Genomic DNA, 12349 nt, shown 5'->3' on the forward strand with positions numbered 1-12349 from the left:
GCAAACTTGAACCATGAGCCACACTTCTGCCGAATCTGTCACTAAAACTGCTGGAACCGAAGAGCAGTTCTTTACGCTCTGGACCGTCTTCAAACGCTCGGCCGATGTCCTGCGCAGCGGCGATGCTGCCCAGGAATTCGAAGCCCTTGAAGGGAAGCTCGCCGAAGAAGGCGTGACCCTGCGGGGCAGTTACGACGTTTCGGCCATGCGCTCGGATGCCGACATCATGGTGTGGCTCCACGGATCCAAGCCGGAAGACCTCCAGTCAGCCGTCCGTTCCATTCGCCGCAGCAAGCTCTTCGCCGGCACTGAGATCGTCTGGTCCGCCATGGGCGTCCACAGGGAAGCCGAGTTTGCCAAGAGCCACGTTCCGGCCTACGCCCGGGGCGTTGAGCCCAGCACCTGGCTGTGCGTCTACCCGTTCGTCCGCTCCTACGAGTGGTACCTGCTTCCCGCGGAAGAACGCGGAAAGATGCTGCGTGACCATGGAATGCTGGGCCGGGAGTTCCCGCAGGTCATCTCCAACACTGTTTCCTCGTTCGCGCTGGGTGACTGGGAATGGATCCTGGGCCTGGAGGCACCTGAACTCGTTGACCTCGTTGACCTCATGCGCCACCTGCGCGCAACCGACGCCCGCAACCATGTCCGCGAAGAAATTCCGTTCTACACCGGCCGCCGCGTGACTGCTGCCGAGATTGCAGAGGTCCTCGCATGAGTGGCCTTGCCGTCTCCACCACCCCCAACGAAGTCACCGGGCGTGGCCGTCAGGAAGCAAAGCAGTACGATGCCGTGCTTCTTGCATCCTTTGGTGGTCCTGAAGGCCAGGAAGATGTCATTCCCTTCCTTCGCAACGTCACCCGGGGCCGTGGCATCCCGGATGAGCGTCTTGAAGAGGTCTCACACCACTACCGCGCGTTTGGGGGCATCAGCCCCATCAACCAGCAGAACCGCGAACTGAAGGCCGCAATCGAGGCCGAGTTGGCCAAACGCGGCATCGAGCTTCCGGTCCTGTGGGGTAACCGGAACTGGGACCCGTACATCGCTCCGGTTCTGCAGGACGCCTACGACGCCGGCCACCGCCGCATCCTGATGCTCACCACCAGCATCTACTCCTGCTACTCCAGCTGCCGCCAGTACCGTGAAGACATTGGCATCGCCCTGACCGAAACAGGACTGGACGGCAAGCTCGAGGTGGACAAGATCCGCCAGTACTTCGACCACCCCGGTGTTGTCCAGCCCTTCCTTGAGGGGACCGCCGCCGGGCTGGAAGAGATCCGCGGCAAGTTGGCAGCCGCCGGTGAATCCGATCCCGATTCAAAAATCCGGGTCTTGTTTGCTACCCACTCCATCCCCACGCGCGACGCCGAAGCAGCCGGCCGGTCCGAGGACGAGCCGCGCGAATTCGCAGAGGGATCTGCCTACGCAGCACAGCATCTGGCAAACGCCCAGGCCATCATGGATGCCGTTGCCCCGAACGTGGCCTGGGACCTCGTGTACCAATCACGCTCCGGCGCGCCGCACATTCCTTGGCTGGAACCGGACATCAACGATCACCTCGAAGAAATCGCCCCCGAAGGCGTACGCGGCGTCGTGATCGTTCCCCTTGGCTTTGTCAGTGACCATATGGAGGTTGCCTGGGACCTGGACACCGAGGCCCTGGAGACCTGCAGGAACCTGGAGATGGAAGCCACCCGCGTCCCCACCCCGGGAACGCACGCTGCCTTTGTTTCCGGGCTGGTTGACCTGATCTGTGAACGCACGGTGGATAACAACATCGCCGATCGCCCCCACGTGACGGACCTTGGTCCTTGGTACGACGTCTGCCGCCCCAATTGCTGCGAAAACTTCCGGGGAGCAAAGCCGGCTATTGCCGAGGTCGGTTCCACTATCGGTGTTGGCCATGACGCTTACTCCTCCACGGAGGCCAGCAAGTGACCATTCGCATTGGCACCCGGGCCAGCAAGCTCGCGCTGACCCAGACCCAGCAGACGGCCGATCAGCTGGCGGCTGTTGGTGGCTTCCCGGTGGAGCTGGTGCACATCAAGACCGAGGGCGACGTCAAGACCGGCTCGCTGTCGCAGATGGGTGGCACGGGTGTCTTCGTGGCGGCCCTGCGGGATGCCTTGCTTGCTGAAACCTGCGATGTCGCTGTCCATTCTTTGAAGGATCTGCCCACGGGGGCTGCAGTTGGACTGAGCATCGCCGCTACCCCCAAGCGCGTGGATGTCAGGGATGTCCTGTGTGCACGGGATGGACTAACCCTTGCCGAATTGCCCGGTGGTGCCAAGGTAGGTACGGGTTCACCTCGTCGTGCTGCACAGCTAAGGGCGGCCCGGCCTGACATTGAGGTGCTGGATATCCGTGGCAACGTGGACACGCGCCTGGGACGCGTCCCCGGGCTTCCCGGCAACGTCACCGACGAAGTTGTTCCCGGCAAGTCCTGCGACCTGGACGCCGTAGTGCTCGCTGCGGCCGGGCTTGAACGGATGGGCCGGCTGGACACTGTGAGCGAGTTCTTCGAGACGGATGTCATGTTGCCTGCCCCGGGCCAAGGCGCGCTAGCCATCGAATGCCGTACGGAGGACGCCCCGCAGTTGGAAGGCTCCCAAGGCGTGCTCGCCCAGGCTCTCGCCGCATTAAACGACGCCGACACCCGGCTTGCCGTGACAGCCGAACGTGCCGTCCTGGCCCGGCTCGAAGCTGGTTGCGCCGCGCCGGTAGGCGCCTACGCCTTCCGCAAGGGCAGCATGCTGCATCTTGAAGCCGTTGTCTGCGCCGTTGACGGCACCAAGACCGTGCGCGAGAAGAAGGCCACCGATGGGCTGACCGAAGTAGGGGCGACGTTGCTCGGCATCGAAGTTGCGGAGCTCCTGCTCGCTGCCGGTGCCGCGGAGATCGCGGACCTTGCAGCGTCCTGATGTGACTCAAACATCGGCTTTGGCCGGTCGGCGGGTCCTGATTACCAGGAGCGCCGACCGTGCCCGGCCACTTGCTTCGCTCCTGCTCACGCTCGGAGCGGAGCCCTTGGTGCTTCCCCTCATCGATTTCGAACGGGCGGAGGACCAGGCTTCCCTCAACGCCGCCCTGGATCAGCTCGCCGCTGGATATTTTGACTGGATGGTGGTCAGCAGCATCACCACCGTGCGCGTCCTGCTCGAAAAGGCTGCCGAGCGTGGCACGTTTCCGGCAAACCTCGTGCCATCACGGACGCGGGTGGCAACGATCGGTCCATCGTCACAGCGGATCCTGGAAGCTATCGGCCTGACCGTCTCACTGGCACCCACGGACCTTCAATCTGCCGAAGGCCTCGTCACCCTATGGGAACCGGAACCTGCACGGGTTCTCCTCCCGCAAGCCGATATCGCGGGCCCCGGCCTGCGGGACGGATTGGCCTCCAAGGGCGCAGAGGTAACATCGGTGACCGCCTATCACACGGTGGACTACCCGGCCCGGACGGGACTGCGCCTGGAAGCGGAACTACCCGCCGTCGTCGTGGGTTCCGGCAGTTCTGCGTTCGGCAGTGCTGCCTCCGGCACTGCCGGTTCCCGTACCGGACAGCCGCAGGAAATGACTCCCTCGGAAGCTCGCGCGGCCATTGACTCCGGGATGCTCGACGCCGTTGTGGCCGCTTCCCCGAGCGCCGCGCGACGTATTGCGGAGACCCTTCTGCCCTTGGGCGGGTGCCGCTTCATAGCCATTGGGCGTCCGACGGCGGAAGAGGCCACCCACCTCGGACTCACCGTTGCGGCCACCGCCAAAGAACCTACCCCGGACGGCATCGCGGCCGCCTTGGAAACAGTATTCGTCAACGAAGGGAACCCCAGATGAGCTTTCCGAACCACCGTCCCCGCCGCTTGCGCACCACCCCGGCGATGCGCAGGCTCACGGCAGAAACACGTCTGGCCCCCGCAGACCTCATTCTTCCGGCCTTCATCCGTGAAGGCCTCAGCGAGCCCAGCCCGATCAGTTCAATGCCCGGCGTAGTCCAGCACACCACCGACACACTCAAGCGCGCGGCTGCGGAAGCCGTGGAACTTGGCGTGGGCGGCATGATGCTGTTCGGCGTACCAGAGGTCCGGGACGCACGGGGCACCGCATCCTTGGACCCGGAAGGTGTCCTGAACAAGGCCATCCGGGACGTCAAGGCCGAGGTGGGCGATGACCTCGTGATCATGGGCGATGTATGCCTGGACGAATTCACTGACCACGGACACTGCGGCGTTCTGGATGCCGAAGGATACGTGGACAACGATGCCACTTTGGAGATCTACGGCCAGATGGCGGTTGCCCAGGCCGAGGCGGGCGCCCATGTGTTGGGACCTTCGGGCATGATGGACGGACAAATCGCCGTCATCCGCCAGGCGTTGGAGGATTCGGGCCACAAGAACACCGTTGTCCTGGCCTATGCCGCCAAGTACGCCTCAGCTTTCTACGGTCCGTTCCGTGAAGCCGTGGACTCCCAGCTGAAGGGTGATCGGCGGACCTACCAAATGGATGCAGCCAACCGTCGCGAAGCCATTCTCGAAGTTGAATTGGACCTTGAAGAAGGCGCCGACATGGTCATGGTCAAGCCGGCCATGAGTTACCTCGACATCCTCGCGGATATTGCGGCCATGAGCCCCGTACCCGTCTCGGCCTACCAAATCTCCGGGGAGTACGCCATGATCGAAGCCGCCGCTGCCAACGGCTGGATCGATCGGCGGGGCGCCATCACCGAGTCGGTGCTGGGCATCAAAAGGGCCGGAGCCGATACCGTCCTGACCTACTGGGCCTCCGAACTGGCAGGCTGGCTGAAGGAGTCCTGATGACCGCAGTGCCTTCCGAACCGGGATTTGCGTCTGCATCCAGGGCTGAATCCGACCCCACCGCACCGGTGGGCGCCGCCGAAATCCTGCTGGGCCTGAACACGTTCGGGGACGCGGGCCTCGACGCTGACGGCAATCCCAAGGAGCACGCCCAGGTCCTGCGGGAGTTGCTTGAGGAAGCAAAGCTGGCTGACGCCCTGGGCATCCATGCTTTTGGCGTGGGAGAGCATCACCGCCGCGATTTTGCTGTATCTGCTCCCGAGGTCTTCCTCGCGGCAGCTGCCGCAGTGACATCCCGGATCCGGCTTGGATCGGCCGTGACGGTACTTAGTTCGGATGATCCGATCCGGGTCTTCCAACGTTTCGCCACTGTTGACGCAATCTCCAATGGCCGGGCGGAGGTCATGTTGGGCAGGGGCTCATTCATTGAGTCCTTCCCGTTGTTCGGACTGGACCTGGCGGACTACGACGTCCTGTTCGAAGAAAAGCTTGAGCTGTTTGACAAAGTGCGGGCCCAAAAGCCGGTTCATTGGGAAGGGCGCACCCGCCCCAACGTGAACGGACTCCAGGTCTACCCGCGTTTGCAGCACCATTTGCTGCCGGCATGGATAGGCGTGGGCGGTACACCTGAATCCGTGTTGCGGTGCGCGGAATATGGCTATCCGATTATCTTCGCGATCATCGGGGGAGAGCCCCGCCGTTTCGCTCCGTTGGTAAATCTTTATCGCGACGCAATGGCCAAATACGGTCACTCCATGCGACAGATCGCAACGCACTCGCCCGGCTTCATTGCAGACACTGACCAGCATGCCCGGGAAGAACTGTTTCCGCATTGGCTGGAGCAGCGCAACAGAATCGGGGCAGAGCGCGGCTGGGGTCCGGGAAACCGCGGGGAATTCGACGCAATGTGCGGCCCGGAGGGCGCTCTCTATGTGGGTTCTCCCGAGACGGTGGCCCGCAAAATCGTCCTGCTCAAGCGCAACCTCGGCGTGGACCGCTTCGACCTCAAATACAGCAACGGCACCCTCCCGCACGGATCCATGATGCGTTGCATCGAGTTGTACGGCACTGAAGTGGCCCCACGGGTCGCGGAGCTGCTGGCGGACGCCTCATAGCTGCGATGCTGAATCACCGAAAGACGCTTCTGAATGACTGAAAGAATAGGAACCATGACTTCAAACACCCCTGTGTCCGACCAGCTTTTCGATCGAGCCCGGTCCCTCATGCCCGGCGGAGTGAACTCGCCCGTGCGTGCGTTCGGGTCCGTTGGCGGCACACCGAAATTCATGGTTTCGGCCAAGGGCGCCTACCTCACTGACGCTGATGGCAAGGAATACGTAGATCTTGTCTGCTCGTGGGGCCCGGCCCTGCTCGGCCATGCCCACCCCGCCGTGCTCGATGCCGTGCACGCTGCCGTGGACCGCGGTCTGTCCTTCGGAGCATCCACCCCGGATGAGGCCAACCTGGCCCAGATCGTGAAGGAGCGCGTGTCCGCCGTCGAACGCCTGCGCATGGTGTCCACGGGCACCGAGGCCACGATGACGGCGGTTCGCCTCGCCCGCGGCTTTACCGGCCGCAACCTGATCATCAAGTTTGCCGGCTGCTACCACGGTCACCTGGACGGCCTGCTGGCAGCCGCAGGTTCCGGCCTCGCGACGTTGGCCCTCCCCGGTTCGGCCGGCGTCACGGCTGCCACCGCCGCTGAGACACTTGTTTTGCCTTACAACGACCTCGCAGCTGTCGAAGCTGCCTTCGCCAAGCACGGCAACAACATCGCGGCCGTGATTACCGAAGCTGCCCCCGCAAACATGGGTGTCGTCACCCCGGGCGAGGGCTTTAACGCCGGGCTGTCCCGCATCACCAAGGACCACGGTGCGCTCCTCATCCTCGACGAAGTCCTCACCGGTTTCAGGACCGGTTACGCCGGCTACTGGGGGCTCACAGGCCGTCAGGAAGGATGGGCCCCGGACCTGCTCACCTTCGGCAAGGTCATAGGCGGCGGAATGCCGACGGCGGCCCTCGGCGGACGCGCCGACGTCATGGATTACCTCGCACCCGTTGGCCCGGTGTACCAGGCAGGCACGCTGTCAGGAAACCCTGTGGCCATGGCTGCCGGCGTCGCAACGCTTACCCATGCGACGCCTGACGTTTACGCCTATGTGGACGCCCGTTCGCTGGAGCTGTCCGCAGCTCTTTCCTCCGCGCTTGATGCCGAAGGCGTGGACCACTCCATCCAGCGTGCAGGCAACCTGTTCTCGGTTGCGTTCGGTACTTCCACCCACGGCGTGCACAACTACGACGACGCCCAGGGCCAGCAAGCTTACCGCTACGCACCGTTCTTCCACTCGATGCTGGATTCCGGCGTCTACTTGCCGCCGTCGGTCTTCGAGGCCTGGTTCCTGTCCGCGGCGCATGACGACGCTGCCATGAACAGGATCGTTGACGCACTCCCGGCTGCTGCGAAGGCTGCGGCCGCCGCGATCGCCTAGGTCTGCGATCCCGAGGTCAAGGACAACGCAGTGCCCCAGCCGGCTGGTCGAAGCAGTCTGGGGCACTGCGACTTCCCGGGGTAGGCTCATAAGGGAAACCCAACCCCAACGAATTCACGGTTTACCATGCGCAAGATCCAGTCAATTGCATCCCTTGGCGTGAGGGCCGCGGCGGCCGGAATCCTGATCACAATGGTGCCTGGTTGCTCAAGTGGAAATGAAACCGCTGGCCCAACAACTGCACCGGTTCCGCCGCCTGTAACTACCCCTTCGCCGACGACCACCCCTGTTCCGGGCAAGTCCACTTCAGGGGCTTCAACCGATCCCAAGGTCTCCCAGCCACCTTCCGCACCACCTACCCCTGAAGCACTGTCCGCGGCGCAACAACAGCTTGCCGGGCTAAGCCTGGAGCAACGTGTCGGGCAACTCTTCATGATTGCCGCGAAGGCGACGGGTGCGGAGCCGGGCACCATGGAAGCACTCACCAAATACCACGCTGGCAACGTCTACTTGAGTGGTCGCAGCAAGGCCGGGACTGCTGCCACAGCTGCCGTCGTGGCCTCCCTCACCGGGACAGTTTCCGCCGAAACTACCGGTGGGCTCCCTCTCTTCGTGGCCACGGACCAGGAAGGTGGATACGTCCAGGTCCTGGCCGGTCCGGGTTTCTCCACCATCCCTGCCGCATTGGTGCAAGCCGGAGCTGGTCCCGCGAAGCTTAAGGCAGACGCCACAGTTTGGGGGAAGGAACTCCGCAGCGCCGGCGTCAACGTCAATCTGGCTCCGGTCCTGGATACTGTGACGAGCCCTGGGTTCGCGCCGTCCAATGCACCCATCGGACAATTCCAACGCGAGTACGGATACGTACCAGGGCAGGTGTCCAACCTCGGAAACGCTTTTGCCCAAGGCATGAAGGAGGCGGGCGTTGCACCCGTCGTCAAGCACTTCCCAGGCCTCGGCAGGGTAGTTCCCAACACCGATGTCAGCCAGAACGTCAGGGACACTGAAACCACGCGGAATGATCCTGCCTTGGAACCGTTCCGCACAGCCATTGCGAACGGCGTGCAATGGGTCATGGTGTCCAATGCCTACTACGACCAAATCGACCCCGCCAACATCGCGCCGTTCTCGCCCGTGGTGATGGGGCAGATGCTTCGCGGGGACGCTGGCTTCAAAGGCATTATCCTCTCGGATGACGTCTGTAGTGCAGCACAGCTGAAGCCGTGGACCCCTGCGGACCGCGCCACCAACTTCTTCGCAGCGGGCGGCACGATGCTGGTTTGCGCGGACCCGGGAAGCATCCCCGCCATGTATGACGCCGTACTCCAGAAGGCGCAATCCGAGCCGGATTTCCGCAACAAGGTGGACGCAGCGGCGTTGACAGTGTTGTCTGTGAAACTCGGGAAGTAATGCTGGAAACAAGACAAGGGACTGGCTGGTGCCCAACCGCAGTTGCGCTTAATGCAGGAAACCCCGCTTCCTGACTTTCACCACTAGGGCGATCGTCCGGAGGCGGGGTCTGCTGTTTGGCTGCCCTACGCGGACTAGAGGACGTCCGAGAGGAAACCCTGGAGCCGCTCTGTCCGGGGGCTGTTGAAAAGCTGCTCCGGTGGACCGGATTCCACAACCACGCCAGCGTCCATGAACGTCACGACGTCTGAGACGTTGCGCGAGAAGCCCATCTCATGGGTAACCACCACCATGGTCATGCCTCCCTGCGCGAGATCCGTCATCAGGGCAAGGACGCCCTTGACGAGTTCCGGGTCCAGCGCGGAGGTGGCCTCATCGAAGAACATGACCTCGGGCTTCATGGCCAGCGCACGGGCAATGGCTACGCGCTGTTGCTGGCCACCTGAAAGGTTGGCAGGGCGGGCATCGGCCCTGTGCTTGAGGCCAACCAGGTCCAGTTGGGCCAAGGCCTCCTCACGCGCCTGTTCCTTGGACATTCCGCGAATCTTACGCAGCGCCAGGGAGATGTTCTCGGCCACCGTCTTGTGGGGGAAGAGATTGAACTGCTGGAACACCATTCCGATCCGGCGCCGGAGCTCGTCGGGGTTGTCCTTGAGGACGGAACGGCCATCCAACAGGATGTCGCCCTGGTCCGGTTCGATGAGCCGGTTCATCACGCGGAGCAGCGTTGACTTGCCTGAACCCGAGGGTCCGATGACCGAAGCCGTGGTGCCCTTCTCAACGTGCAGGTCAATTCCCCGCAGGACGTGGTTGGTGCCGAACGACAAATGGATGTTCTTTGCCGTCAACGTGCCGGATGTGAATTCGCTCATGCGTGGGCTCCCTTCCCGACGACCGCCGCAGCATCGTCCGGTTCTTTCTTTTCAGGCCTGCCTGAACGGAAGCGGGCATCAATCCAGTTCACGAAGTGCGTGAGCGGAATCGTGAGGACCAGGTAGAAGACGGCCGCAGCTACATAGGGCGAGAGGTTGCCGCTGGTCGCAGCCGCGTCCTTGCCGATCTGGAAGATCTCGCGTTCCGTGGCCAGCAGGCCCAGGAGGAAGACGAGGGAGGATTCCTTGATCAGGGCGATGAACTGGTTGACCAACGCAGGAAGCACCCGGCGGATGCCTTGGGGAACCACCACCAGGCGCATGGAAGCGCCGTAGCCGAATCCCAAAGCGCGGGACGCTTCGAGCTGTCCCTTGTCCACGCTCTGGATGCCGGAGCGGAAGATCTCGCCGATGTATGCGCCCGACATCAAAGACAGTGCTGCGATGGCCATTGGGTAGGGGCTCGTGGAACCGGTCAGTTCACGGATGATGGGGCCAAAGCCGAATCCGATGACCAGAATGGTCAGCACGGGCGGAAGTCCGCGCAGGACGTCCGTGTAGATGCGTGCAATCCACCGGGCCGCGGCGTTCCGGGAAATCCCCATCAGGGCCAGGGCCATGCCCAGCAGGGTCCCGATAATGCCCGAAATGACAGCGAGCACCAGTGTGTTCGGCAGGCCGACGGCGAACATCTTGGGAATGACTTCGCCCATCGCCTCCCAGTCAAGGAAGGTGTCAGCCAGTTGCTTGAGGATATCCATGGAACGCCCGGGTTACTTGGCCGGGATCTGGACGGCCTTGCTGCCCGGCTTCCAGCCCTGGGGAGTCTGCTCGGCCGCGGTGGGGCGGTCGGTGTACCACTGGGAGGTGAGCTTGGTCCACGTACCGTCAGCGATAACGGCATCCAGGCCGGCGTTCAGTGCATCGAGGAGGGGCTGGTTGTCCTTGTTCACGGCGTAGGCCGTGAAGTTCTGAGTGTTGACAACCTTTTCGGCGATCTTGGTACCGTCGCCGTCCTTGACCTGGCCCGAAGCCTGCTGGGACGGAGCAACCCAAGCGTCGATCTGACCGTTCTTCACGTTGCCATAAACAGTGTTGTAGTCAGGGAAGCGAACGGGCTCCAGCTTGAGGGTGTTCGTGACGTAGTCATCCTGAACGGTGCCCTGAACGACGCCGATCCGGACGCCTTCCTTGAGGTCGGCGAAGCCGGTGACCTTGGCGTCGTTCTTGGTCACAACGGCCATGTAGCCAAAGTCGTAGCCGTTGGTGAAGCCGACGGTCTTTCGACGGGCATCCGTGGTGGAGATCGAGGAGGATCCGACGTCGAACTGCTTGTTTGCTACCTGCGACAGCAGGGCGGAGAAGTCAGTCGATGCAAACTCCACCTTCAGGCCAAGCTTGTCGCCGATGGCGCGAAGGAGTTCGTTGTCATAACCCGTGAACTTGCCCGAAGGGTCGATGAAGATGTTCGGCGGTGCATCGGACAGGGTTCCAACGCGCAGGGTGCCGTCCGTGATGAGTCCGAGCTTCGACTTGTCGATTTTGTCCAGCGCCGTGACGTCCGCGGTGGTGTACTTGTCCAGGGTCTGCTGGTCACTGCCGGCGAGGGCATCGGTGGGCGAGCCGCTGGGCTGGGAGGTTCCTCCGCCGCATGCTGCCAAGGAGATCACCAGGGCCGCTGCTACGGGAGCAGCAGACAGCCACTTGAGGGCTTTGAATTTCATGAAGAAATCACTTTCGTCGGGTCACAGAGACGTTCGCGGTGGGCGGGGAACGTGGCAGCAAGTATGGGGATGGCTGCCCTAGCAGACTTCAACCCGCCAAACTTAATTATGTCACCAGCCCCCGAACGGCTGGTGAATCGAACAAGTGATTGCCGTGGCTCGTTTTTTCCGAAGAAAGTTCCTATCCTGAGCCCTGTCTTCCCGGAAGTGTTCCGGTGATGGCGTGAGTGATGAAATCCCTGCGCACCACGCTAGTGCGGGAGGACCTTCGAAATTCTTGTGACTTGCGTCCCAACTGCGGGCCGTCCGGGCCGAAACCTGCCTCAGAAGCCGCCTCGGCTGGCATCCTCGGGTGGCAGTACGGGCCACTCGCCTTCGATGACAGCGGTGGGCTTGCTTCGTCGCAGATACTGCTGGAAGTCAGCCGCTTGGGAAGCGGCCCAGTCCACCTGCAAATGGTGCAGCTTGGAGGCAGGCATTTGCAACTTGGGGAATTTGCCAGCCATGGCATCCAAAACGCGCAGGGTGGCCAAGGCGTCCGCAGCGGAGGTGTGGGCGTTGTCCAGGATCACGCCATATTCCTCGCATAAAGCGGTCAGGGTCCGCTTGCCCTTGCGGTACCGGTCCACCTGCTTGTTCATCACGTAGGGGTCCAATACTGGGAAACGGGTCAGTTGCGGGACACCATGCCGTGCCGACTCTGCAGCGAGCACCGTGAAGTCGTAGCTGGCGTTGAATGCAATGACCGGGGTGTCGTCGTCGAACAATTCCTGAAGAACCGCTGCCACCTCGCGCGTGACCTCGGCCGCCGGGCGGCCCTCCGCGCGGGCTTTCTCCGTAGTCACTCCGTGGACCTCGCTGGCCTCCAGGGGAATTTCCACCCCGGGGTCCGCCAGCCATTCATGCTCTTTGATGAGTTGTCCGTGCGCATCCACCACAGTGATTGAAGCCGTGACGATGCGGGCGGAACGGGAATTCTTCCCAGTAGTTTCGAGGTCGAAGGCAGCGCGGGGGAGGGTGTTCCAGGAGCTCATGTTTTCACGCTACCGGCT

Annotated in this window: 12 protein-coding genes; 8 read left to right on the top strand and 4 right to left on the bottom strand. The window is 62.7% G+C overall.

What is annotated here, in order from left to right; translation table 11 throughout:
- Nucleotides 1-13 precede the first annotated feature (13 nt).
- From hemQ to AC6I97_RS09620, 8 genes are all read left to right on the top strand, one after another.
- Nucleotides 14-715: a hydrogen peroxide-dependent heme synthase gene (gene hemQ / locus AC6I97_RS09585; RefSeq protein ID WP_216924089.1), complete on the top strand. Its 702-nt coding sequence runs from the start codon at nt 14-16 to the stop codon at nt 713-715.
- Entirely contained in the window at nt 712-1935 is a 1224-nt protein-coding gene (locus tag AC6I97_RS09590) for a ferrochelatase (protein WP_224088166.1), read from the top strand. The genes hemQ and AC6I97_RS09590 overlap by 4 nt, the downstream gene beginning before the upstream one ends.
- Complete coding sequence (gene hemC / locus AC6I97_RS09595; RefSeq protein WP_224164829.1) at nt 1932-2918, top strand: hydroxymethylbilane synthase; 987 nt, start codon at nt 1932-1934, stop codon at nt 2916-2918. The genes AC6I97_RS09590 and hemC overlap by 4 nt, the downstream gene beginning before the upstream one ends.
- 1 nt (nt 2919) lies before the next feature.
- Nucleotides 2920-3828, top strand: a complete 909-nt coding sequence (locus AC6I97_RS09600; RefSeq protein WP_497944764.1) for a uroporphyrinogen-III synthase — start codon at nt 2920-2922, stop codon at nt 3826-3828.
- On the top strand, nt 3825-4805 hold the full coding sequence (hemB, locus tag AC6I97_RS09605) for a porphobilinogen synthase (RefSeq protein WP_224088163.1): 981 nt from the start codon (nt 3825-3827) through the stop codon (nt 4803-4805). Before AC6I97_RS09600 ends, hemB begins: the two co-directional genes overlap by 4 nt.
- The gene (locus tag AC6I97_RS09610; protein ID WP_497944765.1) at nt 4805-5920 is read left to right on the top strand and encodes an LLM class flavin-dependent oxidoreductase; all 1116 of its coding nucleotides are present in this window, start codon (nt 4805-4807) and stop codon (nt 5918-5920) included. Before hemB ends, AC6I97_RS09610 begins: the two co-directional genes overlap by 1 nt.
- A 54-nt stretch (nt 5921-5974) precedes the next feature.
- Nucleotides 5975-7294 (top strand): glutamate-1-semialdehyde 2,1-aminomutase, encoded by a 1320-nt coding sequence (hemL, locus tag AC6I97_RS09615; protein ID WP_497944766.1) that lies wholly within the window; start codon nt 5975-5977, stop codon nt 7292-7294.
- Nucleotides 7295-7420: 126 nt separating this feature from the next.
- Nucleotides 7421-8701 carry a glycoside hydrolase family 3 N-terminal domain-containing protein gene (locus tag AC6I97_RS09620; RefSeq protein WP_497944767.1) on the top strand — a complete coding sequence of 427 codons (1281 nt, stop codon included), beginning with the start codon at nt 7421-7423 and terminating at the stop codon, nt 8699-8701.
- 134 nt (nt 8702-8835) lie between these two features.
- Here the strand turns inward: AC6I97_RS09620 and AC6I97_RS09625 are convergent, their stop codons facing one another.
- The 4 genes from AC6I97_RS09625 to AC6I97_RS09640 form a co-directional block, all read right to left on the bottom strand.
- On the bottom strand, nt 8836-9573 hold the full coding sequence (locus AC6I97_RS09625) for an amino acid ABC transporter ATP-binding protein (RefSeq protein ID WP_224088148.1): 738 nt from the start codon (nt 9571-9573) through the stop codon (nt 8836-8838).
- On the bottom strand, nt 9570-10334 hold the full coding sequence (locus AC6I97_RS09630) for an amino acid ABC transporter permease (protein ID WP_224164821.1): 765 nt from the start codon (nt 10332-10334) through the stop codon (nt 9570-9572). Before AC6I97_RS09630 ends, AC6I97_RS09625 begins: the two co-directional genes overlap by 4 nt.
- A gap of 12 nt (nt 10335-10346) precedes the next feature.
- Complete coding sequence (locus tag AC6I97_RS09635) at nt 10347-11297, bottom strand: ABC transporter substrate-binding protein (protein ID WP_224088146.1); 951 nt, start codon at nt 11295-11297, stop codon at nt 10347-10349.
- Between the two features lie 323 nt (nt 11298-11620).
- On the bottom strand, nt 11621-12331 hold the full coding sequence (locus AC6I97_RS09640; RefSeq protein WP_224164819.1) for a 3'-5' exonuclease: 711 nt from the start codon (nt 12329-12331) through the stop codon (nt 11621-11623).
- Between the last annotated feature and the right edge of the window lie 18 nt (nt 12332-12349).

It is taken from the genome of Arthrobacter sp. TmtSoilC48, from assembly GCF_059739425.1.

Excerpts from the sequence above, each read along its gene's own strand:
- hemQ (WP_216924089.1), top strand. The coding sequence starts at position 14 with ATGAGCCACACTTCTGCCGAATCTGTCACTAAAACTGCTGGAACCGAA.
- AC6I97_RS09590 (WP_224088166.1), top strand. The coding sequence starts at position 712 with ATGAGTGGCCTTGCCGTCTCCACCACCCCCAACGAAGTCACCGGGCGT.
- hemB (WP_224088163.1), top strand. The coding sequence starts at position 3,825 with ATGAGCTTTCCGAACCACCGTCCCCGCCGCTTGCGCACCACCCCGGCG.
- AC6I97_RS09610 (WP_497944765.1), top strand. The coding sequence starts at position 4,805 with ATGACCGCAGTGCCTTCCGAACCGGGATTTGCGTCTGCATCCAGGGCT.
- hemL (WP_497944766.1), top strand. The coding sequence starts at position 5,975 with ATGACTTCAAACACCCCTGTGTCCGACCAGCTTTTCGATCGAGCCCGG.
- AC6I97_RS09620 (WP_497944767.1), top strand. The coding sequence starts at position 7,421 with ATGCGCAAGATCCAGTCAATTGCATCCCTTGGCGTGAGGGCCGCGGCG.
- AC6I97_RS09625 (WP_224088148.1), bottom strand. The coding sequence starts at position 9,573 with ATGAGCGAATTCACATCCGGCACGTTGACGGCAAAGAACATCCATTTG.
- AC6I97_RS09630 (WP_224164821.1), bottom strand. The coding sequence starts at position 10,334 with ATGGATATCCTCAAGCAACTGGCTGACACCTTCCTTGACTGGGAGGCG.
- AC6I97_RS09635 (WP_224088146.1), bottom strand. The coding sequence starts at position 11,297 with ATGAAATTCAAAGCCCTCAAGTGGCTGTCTGCTGCTCCCGTAGCAGCG.
- AC6I97_RS09640 (WP_224164819.1), bottom strand. The coding sequence starts at position 12,331 with ATGAGCTCCTGGAACACCCTCCCCCGCGCTGCCTTCGACCTCGAAACT.